Source organism: Cupriavidus sp. 05N39 (assembly GCF_056397325.1).
On record NZ_JBFTNE010000015.1, the window covers coordinates 88,666 to 113,246 of the forward strand.

Genomic DNA, 24,581 nt, shown 5'->3' on the forward strand with positions numbered 1-24,581 from the left:
ATGACCCCTACCCTGCTTGAAACCCTGATGTACGACGTCGGCCAGTTGTTCCTGTACCCGACGCTTGCCCTGATCGGGCTGCTCTTCCTCTACGCCTTCTGGGCGCTCGGCGAGTTCGCCATGCAAGGCTGGCAGCGCCGCCGCAACACGATCGAAACCGGCCGCGGCTACGTGCTGGTGGCGTATGCGCTGCGCCATCGCGTGAAGGACCCGGACACACTCGACGTGACCGCGCATCGGTTGCTGGAGTGGCCGCGCATCGCCACGCGCGTGGCGCCCATGCTGGGGCTTGTAGCCACCATGATCCCGATGGGGCCGGCGTTGAAAGGCTTGTCGGGCGGCAACCTCGCCAACGTGGGCGAGAACCTCACCATCGCTTTCTCTGCCGTGATCCTCGCGCTGATCGCCGCCAGCATCACGTTCTGGGTGGTCAATGTGCGGCGCCGCTGGCTGGCCGAGGAACTGGTGTGGCTGGGCAAGCACCAGCCGCAGTGGGAGGTCGACGCATGAAGTTCCTGGAAGAAAGCGAAGCCGACGATCCCATCCTGTCGGTGGTCAACCTGATCGACGTGTTCCTGGTGGTGATCGCCGCATTGCTGGTGGCGATCGCGCAGAACCCGATGAACCCGTTCACGCATGCGGACGTCACCGTCATCACCAATCCCGGCAAGCCGAATATGGAGATCGTCTCAAAGCAGGGCGAGAAGGTCGTGCGCTACCAGGCGAGCGGACAAGTCGGCAGCGGGGATGGCACCAAGGCCGGCGTTGCCTATCGGCTGAAGGACGGCTCGATGGTCTATGTGCCGGAAGCGGCAACTGGGCAATAATAGGCAGGTCCGCGGCATGCCCGCGGACCATAGGCAAAAAACCGCAGAAACCAGGATTACCGCCGCCATGCAGACTCGCTCACGCCTTGCCATTGCCCGCGCCGCCGGCGTGGCGCTCGCCGCCGCTTTGCTTGCCGCGCTCGCCGGCTGCGCGGGTACGCCACCGGCCGCCGTGGCTGGCGACGTCGCGCACCAGTTCACCGGTAAGACCTACGTGCTGCTGGGCGAGGTCCACGACAACGCCGATGGCCAGAAGCGGCGCTTGCTTGCCTTGTCGAGCGCGCTCGAAGCGGGTTGGCGCCCGGCCATCGCAATGGAGCAGTTCGACCGCGAACGCCAGCCCGATATCGACCGCGCCCGCCGCGAGCGCCCTGGTGACGCGGCGTATGTGGTGGCGCAGGCGGGCGGCAAGAACTGGCAGTGGGAGCTTTACACGCCGGTGGTGGCCCTGGCCTTGCGCTATGACCTGCCGCTGGTGGCGGCCAACCTGTCGCGGGCGGATGCGGGGCGCATCGTGCGCGGCGGGCTCGATGGCGTATTCGATGCAGCCGAGCGCAAGCGCCTCGGCCTTGCCGCGCCCTTGCCCCAAGACATCGTGACGGAACAGACCGCGGTGCTCGACCGCGGCCATTGCGGCAATTTCCCCAAGGCCATGCTGCCGGGCATGCTCGATGCCCAGGCCGCGCGCGATGCGGTGATGGCGGCCGCGATGCGCGAATACGCCGAACGCGGCGCGGTGCTGATCGCCGGCAACGGCCATGTGCGGCGCGACGTGGGCGCGCCGCGCTGGCTCGCCGCCGAGCCGGGCAGTATCTACAGCGTGGGCTACCTGGAGCAGGCCAGCGGCCAGGAGGCCGGCGCCTACGACCGCGTGGTGCTGGTGCCCGCGCACAAGCGGGCCGATCCCTGCGCTGGCGCCAAGCCGGCGACGGGAGCCGCGCCGGCTTGAGTCCGGGGGCCGCTTAGCCGAACAGTTCCTCGGCCACGGTCGGATGCAACTGCACCGTGGTCTGCAGGTGCGACAGCCTCACTCCCAGCCGCAGCGCCACGGCGAACGCCTGCACGATTTCCGGCGCGGCGTTGTCCATCATGTGCGCGCCCAGCACGCGGCCGCTGCGCGTATTCACCACCAGCTTGACCATGGACGCCTGCTCGCTGCCGGCGAAGCGGTTCTCCAGCGAGACGAAGCGGCGCACCACGGTGTGGATGCGCTCCGGCTTGCCCGCCTCCTCAATGGCGGCCTGCTCGCTCAGGCCCACGCTGCCGATGGCCGGCTCGCAGAACACCGCGGTAGGCACCAGGTCGAAATCCGATCGGTCGCCGCGGCGGCCGAACAGGCGGTCCGCCAGCCAGCGGCCCTGCGCGCTGGCCACCGGTGTCAGGTGCGGGCCGTCGATGGTATCGCCGATGGCGTGGATCGCGCGGACCTTGGTGCGGAACGAGCGGTCCACCTGGATGCCGCCCTGTTCGGCTTTCTGCACGCCAAGCGCCTCCAGGCCGAGCCCGTCCCAATGCGGGTCGCGCCCGATGGCAGCCAGCGCTGCCTGCGCGCGCACGGTCTGGATGCGGTCCCTGCCGCCGGCGCCAGTGTTGCCAGTGTTGCCATTGCCGCCATTGCCATGCTGCCGGTAGCACACATCGATGGCACCGTTGGCCTGGTTCAGCAGCGTTACCTCGGTATTGAAATGCAGCCGCACGCCCTTGGCGGCGAGCGCCTCGGCCAGTGCCTCGGCAACTTCATGGTCGAAGCGCGGCAGCAGGCGTTCCCCGCGCACCAGCATCTCCACCTTGACGCCGTAGCGCGACAGGATCGAGGCCTGTTCCACCGCCACGTAGCCGCCTCCGATCACCACCAGCGAAGCCGGCAGGCTTTGCCAGGTGAAGATGTCGTCGGAGGTGCAGGCGAGTTCGCCGCCTGGCACCGGCAAGGCACGCGGCCGCGCGCCGGTGGCGATCAGGATGCGTTTCGCCTGGATGACCTCCGCGCCCACCTGTACCTGGTCCGGCGCGATCACCGTGGCATCGCCGCGCAGCAGTTCCACGCCGGCTTCCTGCAGGTGGTGCGTATAGGCCACGTGCAGCCGCGCCATCTCCGCATTGACACGCACGATGGCATCGCTCCAGTCCTCCTTGCCGCCGGTGTGCGACAGGCAGCCCGACAGGACGGCGGCCAGGCTGGCGCCATATGAGAGCATTTTCTTGGGGACGCAGCCGCGATTGATGCAGGTGCCGCCGATGGCATCCCGCTCCACCAGCACCACGCGCGCGCCGTGCGAGGCCGCGCGCCGCGAAGCCGCCACTCCGCCCGAGCCTGCGCCGATTACCACGAAGTCCGCTTCGCGCTGCGCGCCGGCGCGGCGCTTGCCGCGGCGGGGAACGTGCTCCACCACTTGCTCGGATGTCGCCCTGCGCGCGCTGCGGCGCTCGGTCGTGGGTCTTGCCTGGCGTTTCGTCATCAATGCCTCCTGTTGCGGCGCGAAGGCCGCATTGCACATCGTGATGACGGAGCCGCTAGGGCGGCCGTCGCGCTGGTTGAACGCTACGCGGCGGTGCCAAGCTCCGTCTTCAGGACAGACGGCCATTCGCGCAGAAAGGTCTCCCCATCGCGCTGGCCGAGATCGTAGGCACCGGTCATCGCGCCGGGCTGGGTGTAGTCCCAGCTCGAGATCGGTACCCGTTGCGAAGGTTGCAGGTAGAGCCGGCGCTGCGCGCCGTGTTGCAGAACAAAGCGCCGTGGACGCGGATAGAGCCGCGTCACCAGCACCAGTACGTCGCCGGGCGTTGCGTCGAGCGCGTCGACCGGCACGTTGTCGACCATGCCGCCATCGAGCACGGGCCGGCCGTCGCGCCGGAGCACCGGCGTGAAGGGTGGCGTCGAGGAAGATTGCAGCAACAGGTCGGCCAGTTGCTCGGGCGAGCCGCAGTCCTGCGCGCGCACGAACTCCGGATGGAAGCCCAGCTTGCGGCCCAGCCGCGGGTGCAGCGTCTTGAGCCAGTGCTTCTCGATGTTGTAGGCCACCAGGCCAGCCATGACCGCCAGCCGCGGACCGCTCCAGCGCGGGATATGGGCCACGCCGATGCGGATTTCCGGCGCCGCCTGCAAGCGCGCCAGGCGGCCCTCGCCGAAGATGCTCAGCAGGGCGGTGCGGTAGATGCCGTAGTGCGGGAACACGCGCTGCCTGTTCAGCAGGTTGCCCCAGTAGGCATTGCGCCGGTTGCCGGCAAGCACCTCGCGGTAGTACGCCATCACCTCGCGGGAATCGTGCGTGTAGACCATGCAGGCCGTGGCGGCGCCGGCGGAAATTCCCGTGATCACGCGCGGGCGCAGGCCCAGCTCGGGCGCCACCCTATCCCACCAGCCCGCCTGCCACCAGCAGCGGTTGCCGCCGCCGGCGAACACCACCTGGTCGAACGGAGAGGCTGCCGCGGCGGGCTGGACGGAAGCAGGAACTACGCTGCGGGGCTCATACATGGATTGCATGCAATTCAGTGATGGCGCCGCTCACAGCAGCGCRTAAGTGGTGGTGGCCTGCACGGCCAGCTTGCCGTCGGTGCCGGTCAGCTCGATTTCGCCGAACACCACGGTCTTGCCCAGGCGCAGCACGTTGGCGCGCACCAGCACGTCGCCGTCGATCACCGGGCGCATGAAGTTGGTTGTCAGCGTGACGGTGGTCATGGGGCGGAAGCCGCCCGCCGCGCTGGCGACCGCCACGATCATGGCGGTATCGGCGGCGGCCATCAGCACCTGGCCGCACACCACGCCACCCGCATGGCGAAACGATTCGTCGAAAGGCAGGCGCAGTGTTACGCCCTGCGCATCAACGGCTTCGGCACGCAGGCCGAGTTGGCGCACCCACGGCGCCAGTACGCGTTGCAAGATGCCGTCGATATCGGCAAGCGTCAGGCTGGATTCCGGCTTGGGTCTTGGCATTGACTCTGGCATGGCACTCCCGTTTGTCTGGGGTGGGGCCGGGCCAGGTTGCTATTCCGTCTCCTCCGGCGCGGCGCGATGTTTGAGCCAATGATACAGGGGGCCGGTGCACAGCACCACGAACGCCATCCGGATCACGTGGAAGGCCGTCACCAGCGGCACGCCCAGTTCCAGCACCTTGGCGGTGATGCACATCTCCGCGATGCCGCCGGGCGTGGTGCCGAGAATGGCGGTGGCTGGATGCACGCCAGACAGCGCCGACAAGGCCCAGCCGAACAGCGCGGAGAGCACCAGTGCGACCAGCGTGTACAGCGCCACGCCGGTGAGAAAGCGCGGCGCCGTGTGGAGGAAGTCGCGCGAGAAGCGCGCCCCCAGCGAGACRCCGATCAGCAACTGGCCGGCGCGGCTCATCCAGGTGGGGATGGCCGACAGTTCCACGCCCGAGGCGGTCAGCACCGCTGCCGCCAGCAGCGTGCCGATCACGAAGGGATTGGGCAGGTTGAAGCGCTTGAGCACCAGCGCTGCGCTGACGGTGATCGCGATCAGCCCGAGCAGCCCCAGGTAGTCCACCGTGCGCGGACCGGGGATATAGGGATCGAGCCCATGGATGCCGCCGTACTGGAACAGCGCGGGCACCGCCACCACCACCATTAGCACGCGCAGCGAATGCGCGGCGGCCACCTGGTCGATGCGCGCGCCGTTGCGCTCGGCCAGGTTTGCCATCTCCGAGGCGCCGCCGATGGCGGTGGAGAAGTACGCCGTCTTGAACGCCACGCCCGTGCTCCTGCGCAGCAGGAACGCGCCCCCGCAGCCGAGCACCAGCGCGAACAGCGAACCCGCCACGATATACGGCAGGAACTCCAGCAGACGTTCCACCACGTCGGACGTGAAGTACAGCCCGAGCGAAGTCCCGATGGCCCACTGCCCGGCATTGCGCGCCTGCGTGGGCGCGCGCAGGTCGGCGCCGCGCATGCGCGCGGTGGCCACCGCCAGCAACGGCCCGATCATCCATGGCAGGGGCGTGTGAAGCAGCGTGCAGAGCAGCGCGGCGGCCAGGCCGAGCAGCAGCGTCAGCAGGACCGGACGCCAGCGGTGAAGAAGAGAAGGCATGTCGCAGCGGCCTGGCGCGCGGGCGCCGGCGCGGTGTTCTTGTGATGAAGCGGAATGTAGGGACAACAGCGCCGATGCGATGGCCTGCCACGGCGCCACAAACGAAAAGGCCCGGCACCCTGGAGTGCCGGGCCTTGCCCGCATTTTGCGCCAATCAACCGGTGGCGTCAGCCACTTTGCCGCGCGCCGAGCGCCGGGACAGCCAGCCCAGGATGCGCGGGATCAGCACCACCGCCACCGTCATGGCCAGGATGGTGGCCGAGATCGGCTGGGTCACGAAGATCGACCAGTCGCCCTGGCTGATCGACAATGCATTGCGCAACTGCTTCTCCGCGATCGGTCCCAGGATCATGCCCACGATCACCGGCGCGGTGGGGAAGTCGAAGCGGCGCATGGCCATGCCCAGCACGCCGATCACAAACAGCAGCAGCAGGTCGAACCACGACTGGCGGATGCCGTAGGCGCCCAGGCCCGCGAAGATCAGGATGCCGCCGTACAGCAGCGGCGTGGGAATGCGCAGCATGCGCACCCACAGGCCGATGGCCGGCAGGTTCAGCACCAGCAGCATCACGTTGCCGATGTAGAGCGAAGCCAGCAGGCCCCACACCAGGTCGCCCGAGGTCTGGAACAGCATCGGGCCCGGCTGCAGGTTGTAGTTCTGGAACGCCGCCAGCAGGATCGCGGTGGTGTTCGAGGTCGGGATGCCCAGCGTGAGCAGCGGTGCCAGCGTGGCAGTCACCGCGGCGTTGTTGGCGGCCTCGGGGCCGGCCACGCCTTCGATCGCGCCTACCGTGCCGAACTCGCCCTTGTGCTTGGACAGCTTTTTCTCGGTGGCGTACGACAGGAAGGTCGGGATCTCAGCGCCGCCAGCCGGGATCAGGCCGAACGGGAAGCCGATGATGGTGCCGCGGATCCATGCCGGCACCGAGCGCTTCCAATCCGATTTGGTCATCATGATCGAGCTGAGCCTGTTGAAGCTGCCGTCCGGCTGCGGGAAGAAGGCATTGAACAGCGCCTCGCCCACCGCGAACAGGCCCACCGCGACCACCACGATATCGATGCCATCGTACAGTTCCTGCACGTTCATCGAGTAACGGGTCTGGCCCGACAGCGAATCCATGCCGATCAGGCCGATGCCCAGGCCAAGGAACAGGCTGGTCATGCCGCGCAGCAACGACGAACCCAGCACCGCCGACACCGTGGTGAAGGCCAGCAGCATGATCATGAAGTATTCGCCGGGACCGAACTGCAGCGCCACGTCGGCCGCCACCGGCGCGAACATCGACAGCAGCACCGTGCCGATCGTGCCCGCCACGAAGGAGCCGATGGCCGCGGTGGCCAGCGCCGGGCCGGCGCGGCCGCTCTTGGCCATCAGGTTGCCTTCCATCGCCGTGACCATGGTCGACGACTCGCCCGGCGTGTTCATCAGGATGGAGGTGGTGGAGCCGCCGTACATGGCGCCGTAGTAGATGCCGGCGAACATGATCAGCGCCGCGGTGGGTTCCACCTTGGCGGTCAGCGGCAGCAGCATCGCCACGGTCAGTGCCGGGCCGATGCCCGGCAGCACGCCGATGGCGGTGCCCAGGAAGCAGCCGACCAGGGCCCACATCAGGTTGATTGGCGTGATGGCGATGGCAAAGCCATGCATCAGCAGGTTGAGAGTATCCATGGATCAGCTCCGGTCAGAACCCGGCGACGGGCAGCAGCGGCAAATTGATGCCGAGCAGGAATTCAAACAGTGCCCACATCGGCAACGTAATGCACAGGCCAATCAGGCCATCGCGCAGGAAGCGCTTGCTGCCATAGCCGCGTGCCACGCAGATCATCAGCAGGGTCGACGCCAGCACGAATCCAAGCGTGCCGATCAGCGCCATATTGGCCACCAGCCCGGCAGCCACCCACAGGAAGCCACGGAAGTTATGCGGTGCGGAGGGCAGCTCGGCGTCTTCCTCGGGCATATTGCGAAAGCCGCCGCGAATGCCCTGCCAGGTCAGCGCCGCGCCGCACACGGCCAGGCCGATGGCGACCAGCGTCGGCATGAAGCGCGGCGACAGGCCGGCATAGCCTTCGTCGCCGGAGATGCCAGACAGGCCGACGAAATAGAAAACGGAGAGCAGCAATACGGCTATGCCGATCGCCAGGTGCGAGGGTTTCATGATGTGAAGTGGCTCCTTCATGCGGCGCCTGCGGTCGTGTTGGCCGACCCTTGGCTTGCCGCGGTTTGTCGTCCCCGCTTAAGGCGGGGGCCCGGCGATTTGTAGTTTGGTCTTTTGGGTATCGCAGGTGGACACCGGACCCCCGCCAGCTGCATGCGCACCGGGCGTTATGGTGCGCCGCAGGCAGGGCCGACAGGTAAAACGTTCGAACAGTGAAGCGGTGAAGCGGTGAAGCAATGAAGCGGTAAGACCGGGCTGCTTACTTCGCCACGCCCAGTTCACGCAGCGTGCCACCCAGGCGGGCCGACTCGCTGTCCACGAACTTGCCGAACTCGTCGCCGGTCAGCAGGAACGGGGTCCAGTCGTTCTTGGCCAGGGTTTCCTTCCACAGCGGCGTCTCGGTTGCCTTCACCACCGCATCCACCAGCGCCTTGCGTTGCTCGGCGGTGATGCCGGGCGCGCCGTACACGCCGCGCCAGTTGTAGATCTCCACATTGATGCCCTGCTCTTTCAGGGTCGGGATATCGGCGGTGCGCTCCTTGGAGGTCACGGCCAGCGCGCGCATCTTGCCGCTCTTGATAAAGGGCAGGAACTCGGACACGCCGGCAATGCCGACCGTCACGTGGCCGCCCAGGATCGAGGCCGAGGCTTCGCCGCCGCCCTGGAACGGCACGTAGTTGATCTTCTTCGGATCCACGCCGCTTTCCTTGGCCACCAGCCCCGCGAGGATGTGGTCGATCGAACCCTTGGAGCCGCCGCCCCAGCTGACGCTGCCCGGGTTGGCCTTGAGCTGCGTGGTGAGGTCCTTGATGGACTTCAGCGGCGAGCTGGCCGGCACCGTGATCACCATGGTGTCGGCGAACAGGCGAGCGATCGGGGTTGCGTTCTTCAGCGTGACCGGCGGCTTGTTGGTTTCGATCGCGCCCACCATCACCGCGCCGGTGACGATCATCGCGTTCGGGTTGCCCTTGTCGGTATTGACGAACTGCGTCAGGCCGATGGTGCCGCCCGCGCCGCCCTTGTTGTCGTAGGAGGCCGTCTTGGCCACGCCGGCGGCAACGAGCGCCGCGCCCAGCGAGCGGCCGGTCTGGTCGAAGCCGCCGCCCGGGTTGGCGCCGATCATGAACTTCACGCTGTCGAGCGCGAACGCGGGCGCGGCAGCCACGCTGGCGGTGATCGCGGCCGAAGCCATGACGACGTGGGCAAAGCGATGAATCGAACGACGCATTACGGTCTCCTGTTCTTTTTCAGAGGATTGCCGGTGAACGGTTGCCGGCGATGCTGGCGAGGACCGACCCGGAGGTGTCCGGCTGGCGGTGAAGCTGGCTGTCGGGGGCGGGAGAGTCGTGCGGTGCGCCGGCGCTGCCTGCGTTGGGCGGCCGGCTTGGCGTTGTCTCCTGTCCCCGGCAGCGCTTGCATGCCGGACTTGTTCTTTGGTTTTCTGACTTGGTCTGGCCCGTACGGCGACCATGGCGCGATTCTATGGGGTGGAAACTGTCAAAAGGCTGTCAATTTGTCAGGGAATGGGGTGGGGTTTACGTGGGGGTGGATGTATGGACATTTGGTTCTTTTGGACTTTCTGGTCTTTCTGGCGCCGTCTCACTCCCCGATCGGCAGCGCCAGCACCGCCCGAACCCCTTTGCCCTGCACCGCGACTCCCAGCTCCACCGTGCCACCGAACCGCGCGGCCATCTCGCGGGAAATCGCCAGCCCCAGGCCGGAGCCCGGTTCGACATTCCCGACCCGCCGGTAGAACCGCGCAAATACCTTTTCGCGCTCCTCGACGGGAATGCCCGGCCCATCGTCCTCCACCACCAGGCAGGCGCTATCCGCGAAACGCGCGGCGGAAAGCGTGATCCTGCTGCCGCGCGGCGAATACTGGATCGCGTTGTGGACAAGATTGGCAAATGCCTCGCGCAGCAGCGCGGCATCGGCCCGTACCGGCAGCACCAGCCCCTGCGGCCGCTCCCAGCCAAAGTCCTGCTGCTTGCCGCGCGCCAGCGGCAAGTAGTCCAGCGCCACCTGCTCTGCCACGGCCACGGCATCGATCAGGTCCGGCGGCTCGGCGTCGCCAGGTGTGTCGCTGCCCGGGTGTTGCCGTACGCGCGCCAGCGCCAGCAGCTGGTTGGTCAGGCGCGCGGCCTGCTCCAGCTGCGTGACGATGCCGCCTACCGCCTCCCCGGCGGCATCCCGCGCGTGAGCGGGATCGGCGCCGGCGGAAAGCTGGCGCTGGGCAAACTCGGCTTGCGTCTTGAGGATGGCCAGCGGCGTGCGCAACTGGTGGGCCGCGTCGGCAATGAACTGCGCCTGGGCCTGCGTCATCGCGTCGGAGCGCGAGACATGCAGGTTGACGGCGTCCACCAGGGGGCGGACTTCCATCGGCACGTGGTCGAAGGCCAGCGGCGTCAGGTCGCCGGCGGAACGTGCCTGCACATCGTCGCGCACGCGTGCCAGCGGGCGCAGCACATAGGTGATGCCGGCCACGAGGATGCCGGCGCTGACCAGGATCAGCAGCACGCCGCGCGCCAGCGCGCCGCGCCACACGGTGGCGATGAGTTCGAAGCGCGGCTCGGCGGTTTCCGCCACCTGCACGATGACGCGCATATGCGCGTTGGGCCGGTACACCGGATGCGCAAGCACGGCAATGCGCACCGGATCGCCGCGATAGTCGGCATCGTAGAAATGCGGCTGGTTGCTGGCGATCCCACCCTTGGGCAGCGGCAGGTCATCGTAGCCGGTGACGGTTTCGATCCGGCCATTGCGTTCCAGCGATACGCGGTAGAAGACGTGGGTCTGGGCCGCGGTCTCGAACATCTCCATGGCGGCGTCCGGCAGTGCTATCTGCACGCTTTCGCCGGCCATGCCGATGGCGTTGTCGATGGCGCGCACGGAGCCGTAGAGCGAGCGGTCGTAGGCGGCGTTGGCGGCGTCGCGCAGCGTGCCGTAGGTCAGCCAGGTGTCGAGCGCCATCATTGCCGCCAGCGCGGGCACCAGCAGCAACAGCAACTGGCGGCGCAGGCTGCCCTGCAGCCAGCGCCGCAGCCAGTGCCGTGGCAGGCGGCGCAGCATCAGGGCTGACCTTCCGGTTCCAGCAGGTAGCCGAAGCCGCGCAGCGTGACGATGGTCACGCCGTGGCCGGAGAGCTTCTTGCGCAGCCGGTACACCAGCACTTCGATGGCGTCCGGGCTGACGTCGGCATCGAGTGAGAACACCTTGTCAAGCAGCTGCGCCTTGGTGAGCGGCTGGCCGCTCTTGGCCAGCAGCGCGCCCAGCAAGGTCGACTCGCGCGGCGTCAGCGCCAGCGGCGCGCCGGCCAGCGTGAAGCTGCGGGTCTCGCCGTCGAATACCAGCGTGCCGCATTGCAGGCGCGGGTGGGCTCGCCCCCGGCTGCGCCGGATCAGCGCCAGGATGCGGGCTTCGAGTTCGGCAATGGCGAAGGGCTTGGGCAGGTAGTCGTCGGCGCCGAGGTTGAGGCCGCGCACGCGCTCGTCGAGCGTGTCCTGCGCGGTCAGGATCAGCACCGGCGTTCGGTCGTCGCGCCCACGCATGGACTTGAGCACGGCCAGGCCGTCCTTGCCGGGCAGGCGGAGATCCAGCACCACCACATCGTATTCCTCGGCCATCAGCCGCGCCTCGGCCTRCAGGCCGTCGGCCACGTGCTCGATCACGAAGCCGCCCTGCTCCAGTGCGCGCGCCACCCAGCGCGCCAGTTCAATCTCGTCTTCCACCAGCAACAAGCGCACGGCGGTCCTCCCCTGCTCGATAGGCGTCCGTTTCAACAAATACGTTTCGCGGCGCTGCCAAGCCTGGCAACGCCGCGCCCGCCGCGGGGACACGCCGCGGGCGCCTATAATACCTCCGCCCCGGGCCGCGCGCGGCGAGCGTGCCATGGCCCTTTCCAGCCACCGATGTCAGCACCGATGGTTCCTGCCTTGCGCAAGCTGCCCCCTTTCCTGTCCCCGTACCTGTCCCCTCACCTGTCCCAGCTGCCCGTACAGCCGCCGGCTTCGCCTTCGCTCCCGGCGGCGTCCGCTGTCGCCGGTATGCCGGCAAGCTGGAAGCGGCGCCGCGTGCTGGCCGGCGCCGCCGCGCTGGGTGCCGGGCTAAGCGGCGGCGCGCGCGCCCAGGCCGGCCCGCCGGTGCCGGCCGGCTACCCGGCGGGCTATGCCGAGATCATTGCGCGGGCGCTGCAAGAGGGCATGGTCAATGTGCATGCTTCCACCGACGTGGAGATCGCGCGGCCGCTGGTGGCAGCGTTCGAGGCGCGTTACCCCGGCCTCAAGGTGCGCTACCAGGATCTGAATACGCTGGAGCTGAACGATCGTTTCCTGACGGAGAGCGCGCGCCTGGGCGCGGGGCAGGCGGCCGGACCGGACTATGCCGACGTGCTGTGGAGCACGGCGATGGACCTGCAGATCAAGCTGGTCAACGATGGCCATGCCCTGCGCTACGCCTCGCCGGAGCGCGCCGGCCTGCCGGCCTGGGCGGCATGGCGCGACGAAGCCTGGGGCACTACCTTCGAGCCCGCCGTGATCGTCTACAACCGCCGCCATTTCGCCGGCATGCAAGTGCCGAAAAGCCGCACCGGCCTGGCGCGCCTGCTGCAGGAGAACACGCCGCGCTGGCGCCAGCGGGTAGTGACCTACGATGTGGAAAAGTCAGGAGTGGGTTATCTGCTGGCGCAGCAGGACGCACGCATGGGCGACGAGTTCTGGTATCTGGCCCAGGCCCTGGGCCGCTGCGGCGTGCAGTTGTCGGCATCGACCGCGAGCATGATCGAGCGCATCGCTTCCGGTGAATTCGTGATGGGTTACAACCTGCTCGGCTCCTACGCGCTCTCGCTGATGGAGCGCGGCGCCGAAATCGATGTGATTGCCCCGCGTGACTACACGCTGGTCATGTCGCGCGTGGCGTTTGTCGCGCGCCGCGCGCCGCATCCCAACGCGGCGCGGCTATGGCTGGATTTCCTGCTCTCGCGCGCTGGCCAGACCCTGCTCGGGCAGACTGCCTCGCAGCTCTACACGATCCGTACCGATACCGACAGCGAGCACACCGCCGCGGCGCTGGCCGAGCGGCTGGGCTACGCGCTCAAGCCGATCAGCGTGGGCCCCGGCCTGCTGGCGGCGCAGGATACGCTGCGCAAACGGACCTTCCTGGCGCGCTGGCGCGACGCCGTGCGCGGCTGAGCGGCCGCTTGCGATGGCCGCTTACGATTTCCCGGCTAGCTTCTGCGCGCTCAGAGCGGTCTGCGCTTTCTGTGCTTCCTGGCACATTGAATCCACTTCCGCCTTGAGCTCCGGGACGGGGCGCGGCACATAGCCTTTGCGCAGGGCCGGCGACAGCCTGAGGGTGTCGATGAAGGCGTCGGACACGCGCTCGGCATTGGTCTCGAGATCGAAATCGTCGGGCGCGAACAGCCAGTGCGACAGCATGCCGCCGATGGAGGCGTGGAACACATTGACGGCCAAGTCCAGGTCCAGGTCGGCCGGCAACTGCCCGCGCTCCACGGCCATGCGCAGATGCTCCCGCATCTTCACCGTGCCTTCCTGGTGCGACTGGCGCTGCCGCTCGAAGATGGCGCCGTTGTCCTCCACCATTTCGCACTTGTGGAACACGATCTCGAACACGCGCCGCCATTGCGGGTTTTCCACGGTCTGGCGCAGCACAAAGGCGCAGATGTCGCGAATGCTGCCCAGCGGGTCTTCCTGGCTCGCAATGCGTTCCGGCTCGCACAGTGCTTCGAGCGGCAGGTGGACGCGGTCGGACATGGCGGCGAAAACGTCGCTCTTGTTCTTGAAATGCCAGTAGATGGCGCCGCGCGTCACGCCGGCTGCTTCGGCGATATCGGCTAGCGAGGGACGGGCAACGCCGCGGGCGTGAAAGACGGCCTCGGCCGCGTCGAGAATGCGATGGCGTGTTTCAAGCGCCTCTTCCTTGGTGCGTCTGACCATGATGTTCTCTGATGCCGGCCACGAAGGACCGGTCTGGTTCTGTCTCCCTGAATGCAGGGGTGGGGTCCGCCTGTGCACGTGCGCGCCGTGCCGGTACATGAGGACCGGTGTGCGGGGTGCTTATCGCCGCATTGCAACAAGTTCTTACATACATGCTTGAATGTATATATAATACGCGTTCGCCTGACTTTCGGCCAGTCTATCGGCCGAACGGCACCGCAGCGCCCTCCTTCATTTCGCGGTGCCATGTCGGCATGTCGTTACTAATTGGCAACCGTTCGTCGCAAGCGTCACGCCAGCGTTGCCAATTGTGGCTAGCATCAAACTTTTTGCCCGCTTTCCGGCGCTTTGCAGGACGGCGGGCCGCGCCGTATCCGGACACGACACCGGGAACTCATGCGGCCGATCTCAAATTGCCATCATGGGGTTATCGATGAGGAAGTCCCAACGTATCACTTGCGTTGCCGCCGCTGTTCTGTCGGCGCTCGCGCTCTCCGCCTGTGGCGACAAGAAGCCGCAGGGCGGCGCCATGCCGCCGCCGGAAGTGGGTGTCGTCACCGTCACGCCCACCACCGTTTCCGTCATCAACGAACTGCCTGGCCGCCTGGAAGGCGTGCGTACCGCCGAAGTGCGGGCGCGGGTCGCAGGTATCGTGCTGTCCCGCAACTATAGCGAGGGCGGCGAGGTGAAGGCTGGCCAGCTGCTGTTCAAGATCGACCCTGCGCCCTACCAGGCCCAACTCGAGTCGGCCAAGGCCAGCCTTGCCCGTGCCGAGGCCAATGCCGTGGCGGCGCGCCAGAAGGCCGAGCGCTACAAGCCACTGGTCGCCGTCAATGCGGTGAGCAAGCAGGAATATGACGAAGCCGTGGCCGCCGCCGGCCAGGCCACCGCCGACATCGCCTCGGCCAAGGCCGCCGTCTCCACCGCCCAGATCAATCTCGGCTACACGGCCGTGACCGCGCCCATCAGTGGCCGCGTGGGCCGTGCGCTGGTGACCGAAGGCGCGCTGGTAGGCAGCGGCGAAGCCACCAAGCTGACCACGGTCGAGCAAGTGGACCCGATCTGGGTCACCTTCACCCAGCCCGCCAGCGAAGTGATGAAGCTGCGCCGCTCCATCGAGAGCGGCCAGGTCAAGGGCGTCGACGGCGGCGCGCGCGTCCATCTGTTTATCGAGGATGGCCGCGAGTACGCGCAAACCGGCAAGCTGCTGTTCTCGGACATGACGGTCGACCCGACCACCGGCGCCATCACGCTGCGCGCGCAATTCCCCAATCCCAAGCGGGAACTGCTGTCGGGCACCTTCGTGCGCGTCAAGATCGAGCAGGGCGTGGACGAGAACGCGCTGACCGTGCCGCAGCGCGCGCTGATCCGCACCGGCCAGGGCGCATCGGTGCTGGTGGTCGGCGGCGACGGCAACGTGGCTTCGGTGCCGGTCAAGGCACCCCAGGCGATCGGCGAGAACTGGATCGTCACCGAAGGCCTCAAGGGTGGCGAGAAGGTGATCGTCGAGGGCTTGCAGAAGGTCAAGGTCGGCGCGCCCGCCAAGGCGGTGCCGTTTGTCTCGAAGACCGCCGCCGCTTCGGCGCCTGCCGCGCAGCCTGCCGCCGGCGGCGCTTCTGCTCCAGCCGCGGTGACCGCTGACAAGACCGACGCCAAGCAGGGCTAATCACAGCGCAAAACGAAGGGAGCCAGTTTTATGGCCAAGTTTTTTATTGACCGGCCGGTGTTCGCGTGGGTGCTCGCGCTGATCATCGTGCTGGGGGGCCTGCTGTCGGTCGTGCAACTGCCGATCGCCCAGTACCCCAACATCGCGCCGCCGACGATCTCGGTGACGGCGACCTATCCGGGCGCATCCGCCAAGACGCTTGAAGACTCGGTCACTTCGGTGATCGAGCAAGAGCTCAACGGCATTCCCGGGTTGCTTTACTACAACTCCACCAGCGAAGCCACCGGCCTGTCGACGATCACGATCGCCTTCCAGCCGGGCTCCAACATCGACCTGAACTCGGTCGAGGTGCAGAACCGCCTCAAGCGCGTGGAAGCGCGCCTGCCGGCGGAGGTGCGCCAGCAGGGCGTGCGCGTGGACAAGGCCGGGAACAACTACATGATGTTCCTGACGGTCTCGTCCAAGTCCGGGCAGGCCGATGCTATCCAGCTGGGTAACTACGTCTCGGCCAGCCTGATCGATTCGATCCGTCGCGTGCCGGGCGTCGGCCAGGCCGACCTGTTCGGTACCGAGTACGCCATGCGCATCTGGGTGGACCCGGCCAAGCTGACCGGCTACAACCTGACGCCGCAAGACGTGACCGCTGCCATCTCGGAGCAGAACGTGCAGGTCGCCGTGGGTGAGCTTGGCGGCACGCCGTCGCCCCAGGGCACGGAGCTCAACGCCACTGTCACCACGGAAAGCCGTCTCAGCACGCCGGAGCAGTTCGCCAACATCCTGTTGCGCACGAACCCGGACGGCTCCTCGGTGCGCGTCAAGGACGTCGGTCGCGTCGAGCTCGGCGGTGCCGATTACTCCACGCTGGCCCGTACCAACGGCAAGCCGTCGGCGGCCATCGCCATCAAGCTGGCCCCGAGCGGCAATGCGCTGGCCACCGCCACCGCGGTGCGCGCCAAGATGGAAGAGCTGTCCAAGTTCTTCCCTGCCGACTACCAGTACTCGGTGCCTTACGACACCTCGGCCTTCGTCAAGATCTCGATCGAGGAAGTGATCAAGACCCTGGTCGAAGCCGTGGTGCTGGTGTTCCTGGTGATGTACCTGTTCCTGCAGAACATGCGCGCCACCATCATCCCCACGGTGGTGGTGCCGGTGGCCCTGTTGGGCACCACGGGCATGCTGCTGGCATTCGGCTTCTCCATCAACGTGCTGACGATGTTCGGCATGGTGCTGGCGATCGGTATCCTGGTGGACGATGCGATCGTGGTGGTGGAAAACGTCGAGCGGATCATGAGCGAGGAAGGACTCTCGCCACGTGACGCCACGCGCAAGGCCATGGGCCAGATCACCGGCGCCATCGTCGGCATCACGCTGGTGCTGACCGCCGTGTTCATCCCGATGGCGTTCTTCTCGGGTTCGGTGGGTAACATCTATCGCCAGTTCTCGCTGTCGCTGATCTCGTCGATCGCGTTCTCGGCGCTGCTGGCGCTGACGCTCACCCCGGCGCTGTGCGCGACGCTGCTCAAGCCGGTCGAGGCCGGGCATCATCACGAGAAGAAGGGTTTCTTCGGCTGGTTCAACCGCACCTTCGCGCGCGCCGCCACTGGCTACCAGGGCACGGTGGCACGCATCCTGAAGCGTGGCGGCCGCTACCTGATCATCTACGCCCTCATCATCGTCGGCATGGTGGTGCTGTTCAAGCGCCTGCCTTCGTCCTTCCTCCCCGAGGAAGACCAGGGCTACATGATCACGGTGGTGCAGCTGCCCAACGGTGCCACGCAGGAGCGCACCATCGGCGTGCTCAAGCAGATCGAGGACTACTACCTGCAGAAGGAATCCAAGGTGGTGGACCAGATGATCACCGTGGCGGGCTTCTCCTTCTTCGGCCGCGGCCAGAACGGCGGTATCGCGTTCGTGCGCCTGAAGGACTGGAAGGAGCGCACGGGTGCCAACGAGACCGCGCAGGCATTGGTTGGCCGGGCGTTCGGTGCGCTGTCCTTCATCAAGGACGCCATCATCTTCCCGCTGAACCCGCCGGCAATTTCCGAGCTCGGTAACTCCTCGGGCTTCGACTTCCGCCTGCAGGACCGCACCGGCCAGGGTCACACCAAGCTGATGGAAGCACGCAACATGATGCTCGGCATGGCCGCGAAGAATCCTGCGCTGGTGGGTGTACGCCCCGAAGGCCAGGAAGACGCGCCGCAGCTGCAGATCGACATCGACCGCGAGAAGGCGCGCACGCTGGGCGTTTCGGTTGCCAACATCAACTCGACGCTGGCCATCGCGTTCGGCTCCGCCTACGTGAACGACTTCATCTACGAAGGCCGAGTGCGCAAGGTGATTGCCCAGGCCGAAGGCAGCGACCGCAAGCTGCCCGACGACCTGACCAAGCTGCGCGTGAAGAACAAGAATGGCGACATGGTTGCGTTCGCCGCCTTTGCCACTTCCAAGTGGATCATGGGCTCGCCGCGCCTGGAGCGTTACAACGGCCTGCCGGCAGTGAAGATCGCTGGCCAGGCGGCACCGGGGCGCAGTACCGGCGAAGCCATGAAAATCATGGAAGAGAACTTCGCCAAGCTGCCGCCGGGCTTCGGCTTCGAGTGGTCCGGCCAGTCCTATGAGGAGCGCCTGGCCGGTTCGCAGGAACCGATGCTGTACACGCTGTCGCTGATCATTGTGTTCCTGTGCCTGGCCGCGCTCTATGAGAGCTGGTCGATCCCGGTCGCGGTGCTGCTGGTGGTGCCGCTGGGCGTGCTCGGCGCGCTGCTGGGCGTGACCCTGCGCGGCATGCCCAACGACGTGTACTTCAAGGTGGGCCTGATCGCGACCATCGGCTTGTCGGCGAAGAACGCCATCCTGATCGTGGAATTCGCCAAGGATCTGCAGGCGCAGGGCCGCAGCGTCATCGACGCTACGCTTGAAGCCGTGCACTTGCGGTTCCGCCCGATCCTGATGACTTCGATGGCCTTTATCCTGGGCGTGCTGCCGCTGGCGATCGCCACCGGCGCGGGCTCGGGTGGCCAGCGCGCCATCGGTACCAGCGTGATCGGCGGCATGATCACCGCCACGGTGCTGGCGATTTTCCTGGTGCCGGTGTTCTTCGTGGTGATCCGCAGCCGTTTCAAGGGCAGCAAGCGCGAGCATATGCTGGACCAGCAGCGGCTCGAACCCAAAGAGGGAATCTGACAATGACAAAGACACTGACCACGCTGTTGCTGGTGGCGGGCGTCCTCTCGGGTTGCACACTGGCACCCGTTTATGAGCGCCCGGCCCCGCCGGTGGCCACGCACTATCCGGACGCGCCGGAAGGGTACGCGGCCGCCGAGGTGAAGACCGGCGAAAGCCGCCATGCGAGCGAGATCGGCTGGCGCGAGTTCTTCCGCGATCCGCGCCTGCAAACGCTGATCGCCACCTCGCTGGAAAACAACCGCGACCTGCGTACCGCCGCGCTGCGCATCGAGGAAGCGCGCGCGCTGTACCAGGTGCAGCGCTCCGACCTGCTGCCGACCGTCAACGCTACGGCCGGCTGGACGCGCCAGGGGTTCGCGCGCGCGCAGTCGGCCACGGGCAATTCCTATATCGTCGACTACTACCAGGCGGGCGGGTCGATCGCTTCGTACGAGCTCGATTTCTTTGGCCGCGTGCGCAGCCTTTCCAATGCCGCGCTGTCGCAGTTCTTCGCCACCGAGGAGGCGCGCCGTTCCGCGCAGATCTCGCTGGTCTCGGAAGTTGCCAAGGCCTACCTGTCCGAGCGTTCCTTTGCCGAGCAGTATGAACTGGCGCAGAACACGCTGAAGACACGCGAGTACACACTGAACCTGGCCAAGCAGCGCTTCGAAGCGGGCGCCACGTCGGCGCTGGACCTGCGCGACAACGAATCGCTGGTGGCGCAGGCCCGCGTCTCCGCGGCGCAGCTGGCACGCCAGCGCGCGCAGGCGCAGAACGCGCTCGAAGTGCTGGTGGGCAAGCCGCTGGGCACCATCGAGAACCTGCCCGAAGCGATGCGCCTGTCGGACGAACGCATCATCAGCGACATCCCGGCAGGGCTGCCGTCGGACCTGCTCGAGCAGCGTCCCGATATCCGCCAGGCCGAGCAGCAGTTGCTTTCAGCAAACGCCAATATCGGCGCTGCACGCGCGGCCTTTTTCCCGCGCATCACGTTGACTGCCAATGCTGGCGCGATCAGCCCGGTCTTCTCGAACCTGTTCGACTCAGGCACCGGCGCGTGGTCGTTCGCGCCGCAACTGGTACTGCCGATCTTCGATTACGGTCGCAACCTGTCCAACCTGGACCTGACCAAGACACGCAAGAATATCCAGATCGCCAACTACGAGAAGACCATCCAGACGGCCTTCGCGGAAGTGGCGGATGCACTGGTGGCGCGCGGCACGCTGGAAGGTCAGGTCACAAGCCAGGCGCAGGTGCGCGACGCCGAGGCGGCGCGCTTCGAGTTGTCGACGCGTCGCTTCCGCAGCGGCATTTCCAGCCAGCTCGACCAGCTCGACGCGCAGCGCCAGCTGTTCACCGCCGAGCAGAACCTGATCCAGGCGCGGCAACTGCGCCTGAACAACGCCATCGACCTGTACCGGTCGCTTGGCGGCGGCCTGAGCGAGACCGGTCCGGTGGCTTCGGCCGACGGCATCAAGCCAGCAGTGACGACGCAGTAAGACAGACAGTTTTTCGTCCTGCCATCCGGCGCGTGCTTGCCGGATGGCCTCAAAGCGAAGCGCCTTTGGTGCTTCGCTTTTTTTCTTCCTGGGTTCCCTGCATGCGTTCTGGCGCGCCAGTGCAATTCCGGATCCACGGCGAACCATGATGCATGCCAATCGCTGCGAGCGCCCACGCTGCCGGTGCGGAGAATTTTCGAATCGCGGAGCGTGCGCTAGGATAGTGCTGGCGCGGCCTGGACAATATCTTGCCGCGCGCACTTCTCTCCAACCCGCTACCCGAAGGAAGCCGTCCATGGAAGTCCGCTCGCTTGGTGTCGACGATGTCGAACTGGTCTGCCGCCATCGCGAGGAAATGTTCCGCGAGGCCGGCCGCGACAATGACATTCTCCAGACCATGACGCGGCAGTTCCGGCCGTGGCTGGAGCCGCGCCTGCGCGATGGCAGCTATTTTGGATTCGTGCTGGAGGATCAGGGCCTGCCCGTGGCCGGCATCGGCCTGATGGGGATCGACTGGCCGCCGCATCCGTCCCATCCCACGCAGGACAAGCGCGGGTACGTGCTGAACGTGTATGTGGACAAGACGCACCGCAAGCAGGGGCTGGGGCGCAGGCTGATGCAACTGGCCGAGGATGAATTCGCCAGGCGCGAGATCCAGTTCGCCATCCTGCACGCAACGGAGATGGGCCGCTCCTTGTATGTGGCGCTGGGCTGGCATGCGACCAGCGAGATGGCCAAGGCCGTTCGCGCGTAGCGCGCTAGCCGTTCCAGCGCAACACCAGGGTATCGTCCGCTGCGCGGATCACATGCGCGCCGTGCTTGCCGCCTTCCCGGTCGAGCGTGGCGTGCAGCCATGCCACGCCCTCCTCCGGCGCGCGGTGCAGGCGGAAATGGCGGATCTGCATCGGCACGGCGGACAGCGCGCGCAATGCGCCGGTCGCGGCGTCCACTAGCGGGACGTACATCAATACCAGGTCAGGCCGGTATGTCTGGTGGCCGCCGATGCCTTCGTAGTCGTTGAGGAAGTCTCCGCAGCCATAGAGAACCAGGCGCTCGCGGTACACCTCGATGCCTTTCACATGATGTGACGAATGCCCGTACACGATGTCGGCGCCGCCAGCATCGATCAGCCGGTGCGCGAAGGCCCGCTCCTGATGCGAAATATCGAACCCCCAATTGCCACCCCAATGCAGCGACACCACCAGGATGTCGCCCGCGCACCGTAACGCCGCTGTCTGGCAGGCAACCCGATCGGCGGCGCGCGCCGAGATGTCCGGCAGGAAACTTACGCCGGCGCGGCCTGCTGCCGCGGCCCAGTCCGCCGGCACGCCGCTGGTCGCGGTGGCATAGGCAAACACGAGAACCCTTCCTCCTCGCGCGAGCCGGATCACGGCGGGCGCGGCGGCCTGCGTCTCGTCGCGTCCCGCGCCGGCGGTAAGCAAGCCGGCGCCGTGCAAGACAGCCAGGGTTTCGTCGAGCCCGGCGCATCCCCAGTCCAGCACGTGGTTGTTCGCGAGCACGCAGCAATCCAGCCGCGCGCTGGTGAGGCACGGCACATTGGCGGGGTGCATGCGGTAGTGGATGCCCTTGCCCGGCTGCGCATCCTCGCAGGTGGTGACCGCGGTTTCCAGGTTGACGATGCGCGCATCCGGCTGGAAGTGATCGAGCAGCGCGAGCGCGTCGCCCCAGGGATAGGCATGGTCAACGGGCCGCTGCATCGGGCCTGTCGCGCGCTCCGCCAGCTCGACATAGCCGATTGCCGAACGTACCCCGCGCTCGTACAGGCGCGGCCTGCCCGGATGCGGCAGGATCTGGTCGATGCCGCGGCCGGTCATCACGTCGCCGCACAGGAACAAGCGCACGCAGGCACGGTTGCCGGCCGGAGCCGCGTTGCCGGAGGTTGTCCCGCTGACGTCATTCATCGTGCACTTCCGTCTTCCAGGCTGGCGCGGATACGCGATTACCCGCTTGCGAGATCGCAGCCATTCCCATTTTGCGCTGGTGCGCGGGAAAATGCGCCGGCAGCAGATGTGCATCCAGGCAGGCAAAAGGGGGCGTGCCAGCGGTGTTTCAATGCCTAGAATGAAGCAGGCCGGCACCGACGGCCGGGCCCCGCGCCCCGACGATCTCCAGGAGACAACGATGACTGTCACCAATGCCCTGTCGGGTACCAATGTCCATGAAATCGCAGACGGGATCTATCGGATCAATACCCCGGTCACCATCGACGGCGGTCCCGGCGGCTTCTCTTTCAACCAGTACCTGATCCTTGATGACGAGCCGCTGTTGTTCCACACAGGGCCGCGCAAGATGTTCCCGCTGGTGCGCGAAGCCCTGGCCAGCGTGATGGCGCCAGACCGGCTGCGCCATATTTCCTTTTCGCACGTGGAGGCCGACGAATGCGGCTCGCTCAATGACTGGCTGGCCGCGGCGCCCCACGCATCGCCGCTGTGCGGCAGCATTGCGGCGATGGTGTCCATCAACGACCTGGCCGACCGGCCCGCGCAGGGCCTGGCGGACGGGCAAGCCGTAGCGCTTGGCCGCCATACCGTGCGCTGGCTCGATACGCCGCATCTGCCGCATGCCTGGGAGTGCGGGTTCCTGATGGAAGAGCGCACCGGCACGCTGCTCTGCGGCGACTTGTTCACCCAGGGCGGTTCCGGCCTTCCCCCTCTCACCGACGCCGATATCCTGGGGCCCAGCGAAGCGTTCCGGCGCGGCATGGATTATTTCTCACACACGCCGAACGCAGGCGCCATGCTTGAGCGCATGGCGCTGCTCGAGCCCACGACCCTGGCCTGCATGCATGGCAGTGCCTGGCGGGGCGATGGCGCCGGCTTGTTGCGCGCGCTTGCACAGGCGTTGGCGCACTGATGACCGGCCGGCGCGGAAGGGGTCACGTCTGCGGCGTGTCCTTGAACGCGGCCAGCCGTTCCGCGGCGGCGCTGAACGACGCGAGCGCCGGGTACGTGCGCGCATCGACGGATTCCGGCAGCATCATCCGCGTGAAGCTCCACGCCACGGCGGTGGTCACGTCGGCTTGCGTGAGCAAGCGCTCGTCCGCTGGAAGCGCCGCGCCCGCCAGTTCCACTTCCAGTGCCGAGTACGCCGCGAGCAACTGGCCTTGCACGCGCCCGATCCACGGTTCATGCTGCTTGTCCGCCGGCCGCAGGTTCCGCTCGTAGACGATCTGCACCGTCTTCTCGCAGGCGGCCAGTGCCAGCCCGGTCAAGCGCAGCGCGTGCTGGCGCCGGCCGGGATCCGCTGGCATCAGGCTGCGCCTGGCCAGCGTTTCGGTGTAGTCGAGGATCAGGCCGGACTCCATCAGCACCACGCCGTTATCGCAAACCAGCGTGGGCGCCTTCACCACGGGATTGATCGCGTGGAATTCCGCGAACGTGCTGAACACCGAGACCGGCTTGTGTTCGAACGGCAAATCCAGCAGGCGCAGCGAGATGGCGACGCGGCGCACATAGGGGGAATCGAGCATGCCTACGAGTTGCATATTGTCTCCGCAAGAGAATGGGGCCCTGCATCGAGCCGGGCGTGTTCCAGCATAATCGGGGCATGCCATTGCGATACATGGGAAGGCATTGGAAAACAGCGCGGCGTACCGATGAGTCATCGGCGGCGCGCGCCGGGCGTCAAGGGAGCGCTGGATGGAGCTGGACAAGAAGGACCGACTGATCCTCGAAGCCTTGCAGGCCGACGCGCGCCAGAGCCTGGCGGCGCTCGGCAAGCGCATCGGGCTGTCGCAGCCTGCCATGAGCGAGCGGGTGCGCAAGCTGGAGGACGCGGGGGTGATCGAGGGATATGGGGCGAGGGTGAACTTGCGGGCGGTGGGGCTTGGCCTGCAGGCAATCATCCATATCGAGACCACGCATGCTTATATCCAGAAGTATGTGAGGCTCTTTGAGAGTATGCCGGAGGTGTTGAGTGCCGATCGTGTGACCGGAGAGCATTGCTTTATTGTGCGTTGCGCGATTGGCGATCCTAGCGGGCTGGAGCGTGTGGTGGATGCGCTGGCGGTGCATGGGGCGGTGACTACGTCGTTGGTGTTGTCGAGTCCGGTGCGGAAGGTGGTGACGATTGGGGGGCAAGTGAGGTGAATTTGGCTGCTTAACTTCAAAGGCTTAAAATGTAATAGCCTAGACTAAATCTGACAGTGGTTGGTTATCCATGCCGCCGCACATCGGTGCGAAGGGCGTAGCCCAGAGTGCCAGTGTGCGGCGGAATCCACAAGGAGTCCGCCATGACTCAGGAACAGAAAGTCATC

General features: G+C 66.7%; 22 protein-coding genes. 10 read left to right on the plus strand and 12 right to left on the minus strand.

The window, feature by feature from the left end:
- The 3 genes from AC1DN0_RS10110 to AC1DN0_RS10120 all read left to right on the plus strand — a co-directional run bounded on the left by AC1DN0_RS10110 (nt 1) and on the right by AC1DN0_RS10120 (nt 1,776).
- On the plus strand, nt 1-510 hold the full coding sequence (locus AC1DN0_RS10110; RefSeq protein WP_035865554.1) for a MotA/TolQ/ExbB proton channel family protein: 510 nt from the start codon (nt 1-3) through the stop codon (nt 508-510).
- On the plus strand, nt 507-827 hold the full coding sequence (locus AC1DN0_RS10115) for a DUF2149 domain-containing protein (protein ID WP_477103012.1): 321 nt from the start codon (nt 507-509) through the stop codon (nt 825-827). Before AC1DN0_RS10110 ends, AC1DN0_RS10115 begins: the two co-directional genes overlap by 4 nt.
- A gap of 67 nt (nt 828-894) precedes the next feature.
- Nucleotides 895-1,776 carry a ChaN family lipoprotein gene (locus tag AC1DN0_RS10120; protein ID WP_441636775.1) on the plus strand — a complete coding sequence of 294 codons (882 nt, stop codon included), beginning with the start codon at nt 895-897 and terminating at the stop codon, nt 1,774-1,776.
- 13 nt (nt 1,777-1,789) lie between these two features.
- Here AC1DN0_RS10120 and AC1DN0_RS10125 read toward each other — a convergent pair whose 3' ends face one another.
- The 9 genes from AC1DN0_RS10125 to AC1DN0_RS10165 form a co-directional block, all read right to left on the minus strand.
- Nucleotides 1,790-3,283: an FAD-dependent oxidoreductase gene (locus tag AC1DN0_RS10125; RefSeq protein ID WP_441636773.1), complete on the minus strand. Its 1,494-nt coding sequence runs from the start codon at nt 3,281-3,283 to the stop codon at nt 1,790-1,792.
- A gap of 83 nt (nt 3,284-3,366) precedes the next feature.
- Nucleotides 3,367-4,299, minus strand: a complete 933-nt coding sequence (locus AC1DN0_RS10130) for a patatin-like phospholipase family protein (protein WP_441636771.1) — start codon at nt 4,297-4,299, stop codon at nt 3,367-3,369.
- Between the two features lie 30 nt (nt 4,300-4,329).
- Complete coding sequence (locus tag AC1DN0_RS10135) at nt 4,330-4,758, minus strand: PaaI family thioesterase (protein ID WP_441636769.1); 429 nt, start codon at nt 4,756-4,758, stop codon at nt 4,330-4,332.
- Between the two features lie 51 nt (nt 4,759-4,809).
- Nucleotides 4,810-5,868, minus strand: a complete 1,059-nt coding sequence (locus AC1DN0_RS10140) for an AbrB family transcriptional regulator (protein ID WP_441636767.1) — start codon at nt 5,866-5,868, stop codon at nt 4,810-4,812.
- Between the two features lie 154 nt (nt 5,869-6,022).
- The gene (locus tag AC1DN0_RS10145) at nt 6,023-7,537 is read right to left on the minus strand and encodes a tripartite tricarboxylate transporter permease (protein WP_441636765.1); all 1,515 of its coding nucleotides are present in this window, start codon (nt 7,535-7,537) and stop codon (nt 6,023-6,025) included.
- Between the two features lie 13 nt (nt 7,538-7,550).
- Complete coding sequence (locus tag AC1DN0_RS10150; protein WP_035865703.1) at nt 7,551-8,024, minus strand: tripartite tricarboxylate transporter TctB family protein; 474 nt, start codon at nt 8,022-8,024, stop codon at nt 7,551-7,553.
- Between the two features lie 259 nt (nt 8,025-8,283).
- Nucleotides 8,284-9,252, minus strand: a complete 969-nt coding sequence (locus AC1DN0_RS10155) for a Bug family tripartite tricarboxylate transporter substrate binding protein (RefSeq protein ID WP_441636762.1) — start codon at nt 9,250-9,252, stop codon at nt 8,284-8,286.
- A gap of 371 nt (nt 9,253-9,623) precedes the next feature.
- Nucleotides 9,624-11,093 carry a sensor histidine kinase gene (locus AC1DN0_RS10160; protein WP_477103013.1) on the minus strand — a complete coding sequence of 490 codons (1,470 nt, stop codon included), beginning with the start codon at nt 11,091-11,093 and terminating at the stop codon, nt 9,624-9,626.
- The gene (locus AC1DN0_RS10165; protein ID WP_477145689.1) at nt 11,093-11,767 is read right to left on the minus strand and encodes a response regulator; all 675 of its coding nucleotides are present in this window, start codon (nt 11,765-11,767) and stop codon (nt 11,093-11,095) included. Before AC1DN0_RS10165 ends, AC1DN0_RS10160 begins: the two co-directional genes overlap by 1 nt.
- A 300-nt stretch (nt 11,768-12,067) precedes the next feature.
- Here AC1DN0_RS10165 and AC1DN0_RS10170 point away from each other — a divergent pair, with 300 nt between their 5' ends.
- Nucleotides 12,068-13,210 (plus strand): ABC transporter substrate-binding protein, encoded by a 1,143-nt coding sequence (locus tag AC1DN0_RS10170; RefSeq protein ID WP_477103014.1) that lies wholly within the window; start codon nt 12,068-12,070, stop codon nt 13,208-13,210.
- A gap of 21 nt (nt 13,211-13,231) precedes the next feature.
- On the opposite strand, the gene AC1DN0_RS10175 is transcribed toward AC1DN0_RS10170, so the two are convergent.
- Entirely contained in the window at nt 13,232-13,975 is a 744-nt protein-coding gene (locus AC1DN0_RS10175; RefSeq protein WP_441636740.1) for a TetR family transcriptional regulator, read from the minus strand.
- A 433-nt stretch (nt 13,976-14,408) separates the two neighbouring features.
- Here AC1DN0_RS10175 and AC1DN0_RS10180 point away from each other — a divergent pair, with 433 nt between their 5' ends.
- From AC1DN0_RS10180 to AC1DN0_RS10195, 4 genes are all read left to right on the plus strand, one after another.
- Entirely contained in the window at nt 14,409-15,641 is a 1,233-nt protein-coding gene (locus AC1DN0_RS10180; protein WP_045241947.1) for an efflux RND transporter periplasmic adaptor subunit, read from the plus strand.
- Between the two features lie 30 nt (nt 15,642-15,671).
- Nucleotides 15,672-18,824: an efflux RND transporter permease subunit gene (locus AC1DN0_RS10185; protein WP_441636738.1), complete on the plus strand. Its 3,153-nt coding sequence runs from the start codon at nt 15,672-15,674 to the stop codon at nt 18,822-18,824.
- A 2-nt stretch (nt 18,825-18,826) separates the two neighbouring features.
- A complete protein-coding gene (locus tag AC1DN0_RS10190; protein ID WP_441636737.1) occupies nt 18,827-20,305 on the plus strand; it encodes an efflux transporter outer membrane subunit in 1,479 nt (492 codons plus the stop codon).
- Nucleotides 20,306-20,600: 295 nt separating this feature from the next.
- A complete protein-coding gene (locus tag AC1DN0_RS10195) occupies nt 20,601-21,059 on the plus strand; it encodes a GNAT family N-acetyltransferase (RefSeq protein WP_441636735.1) in 459 nt (152 codons plus the stop codon).
- A 4-nt stretch (nt 21,060-21,063) separates the two neighbouring features.
- On the opposite strand, the gene AC1DN0_RS10200 is transcribed toward AC1DN0_RS10195, so the two are convergent.
- Nucleotides 21,064-22,227, minus strand: coding sequence for a CapA family protein (locus AC1DN0_RS10200; RefSeq protein ID WP_441636733.1), 1,164 nt, complete (start codon nt 22,225-22,227; stop codon nt 21,064-21,066).
- Between the two features lie 220 nt (nt 22,228-22,447).
- Here AC1DN0_RS10200 and AC1DN0_RS10205 point away from each other — a divergent pair, with 220 nt between their 5' ends.
- A complete protein-coding gene (locus tag AC1DN0_RS10205) occupies nt 22,448-23,179 on the plus strand; it encodes an oxygen-binding di-iron domain-containing protein (protein ID WP_441636731.1) in 732 nt (243 codons plus the stop codon).
- A gap of 22 nt (nt 23,180-23,201) precedes the next feature.
- Here AC1DN0_RS10205 and AC1DN0_RS10210 read toward each other — a convergent pair whose 3' ends face one another.
- Nucleotides 23,202-23,810 (minus strand): glutathione S-transferase, encoded by a 609-nt coding sequence (locus AC1DN0_RS10210; protein WP_441636729.1) that lies wholly within the window; start codon nt 23,808-23,810, stop codon nt 23,202-23,204.
- Between the two features lie 154 nt (nt 23,811-23,964).
- Between AC1DN0_RS10210 and AC1DN0_RS10215 the strand changes: the two genes are divergently transcribed.
- Entirely contained in the window at nt 23,965-24,414 is a 450-nt protein-coding gene (locus AC1DN0_RS10215; protein ID WP_441636727.1) for an Lrp/AsnC family transcriptional regulator, read from the plus strand.
- The last annotated feature ends 167 nt before the right edge of the window (nt 24,415-24,581 follow it).

Excerpts from the sequence above, each read along its gene's own strand:
- AC1DN0_RS10110 (WP_035865554.1), top strand. The coding sequence starts at position 1 with ATGACCCCTACCCTGCTTGAAACCCTGATGTACGACGTCGGCCAGTTG.
- AC1DN0_RS10115 (WP_477103012.1), top strand. The coding sequence starts at position 507 with ATGAAGTTCCTGGAAGAAAGCGAAGCCGACGATCCCATCCTGTCGGTG.
- AC1DN0_RS10120 (WP_441636775.1), top strand. The coding sequence starts at position 895 with ATGCAGACTCGCTCACGCCTTGCCATTGCCCGCGCCGCCGGCGTGGCG.
- AC1DN0_RS10125 (WP_441636773.1), bottom strand. The coding sequence starts at position 3,283 with ATGACGAAACGCCAGGCAAGACCCACGACCGAGCGCCGCAGCGCGCGC.
- AC1DN0_RS10130 (WP_441636771.1), bottom strand. The coding sequence starts at position 4,299 with ATGTATGAGCCCCGCAGCGTAGTTCCTGCTTCCGTCCAGCCCGCCGCG.
- AC1DN0_RS10145 (WP_441636765.1), bottom strand. The coding sequence starts at position 7,537 with ATGGATACTCTCAACCTGCTGATGCATGGCTTTGCCATCGCCATCACG.
- AC1DN0_RS10150 (WP_035865703.1), bottom strand. The coding sequence starts at position 8,024 with ATGAAACCCTCGCACCTGGCGATCGGCATAGCCGTATTGCTGCTCTCC.
- AC1DN0_RS10155 (WP_441636762.1), bottom strand. The coding sequence starts at position 9,252 with ATGCGTCGTTCGATTCATCGCTTTGCCCACGTCGTCATGGCTTCGGCC.
- AC1DN0_RS10160 (WP_477103013.1), bottom strand. The coding sequence starts at position 11,093 with ATGCTGCGCCGCCTGCCACGGCACTGGCTGCGGCGCTGGCTGCAGGGC.
- AC1DN0_RS10170 (WP_477103014.1), top strand. The coding sequence starts at position 12,068 with ATGCCGGCAAGCTGGAAGCGGCGCCGCGTGCTGGCCGGCGCCGCCGCG.
- AC1DN0_RS10175 (WP_441636740.1), bottom strand. The coding sequence starts at position 13,975 with ATGGTCAGACGCACCAAGGAAGAGGCGCTTGAAACACGCCATCGCATT.
- AC1DN0_RS10180 (WP_045241947.1), top strand. The coding sequence starts at position 14,409 with ATGAGGAAGTCCCAACGTATCACTTGCGTTGCCGCCGCTGTTCTGTCG.
- AC1DN0_RS10185 (WP_441636738.1), top strand. The coding sequence starts at position 15,672 with ATGGCCAAGTTTTTTATTGACCGGCCGGTGTTCGCGTGGGTGCTCGCG.
- AC1DN0_RS10190 (WP_441636737.1), top strand. The coding sequence starts at position 18,827 with ATGACAAAGACACTGACCACGCTGTTGCTGGTGGCGGGCGTCCTCTCG.
- AC1DN0_RS10195 (WP_441636735.1), top strand. The coding sequence starts at position 20,601 with ATGGAAGTCCGCTCGCTTGGTGTCGACGATGTCGAACTGGTCTGCCGC.
- AC1DN0_RS10200 (WP_441636733.1), bottom strand. The coding sequence starts at position 22,227 with ATGAATGACGTCAGCGGGACAACCTCCGGCAACGCGGCTCCGGCCGGC.
- AC1DN0_RS10205 (WP_441636731.1), top strand. The coding sequence starts at position 22,448 with ATGACTGTCACCAATGCCCTGTCGGGTACCAATGTCCATGAAATCGCA.
- AC1DN0_RS10210 (WP_441636729.1), bottom strand. The coding sequence starts at position 23,810 with ATGCAACTCGTAGGCATGCTCGATTCCCCCTATGTGCGCCGCGTCGCC.
- AC1DN0_RS10215 (WP_441636727.1), top strand. The coding sequence starts at position 23,965 with ATGGAGCTGGACAAGAAGGACCGACTGATCCTCGAAGCCTTGCAGGCC.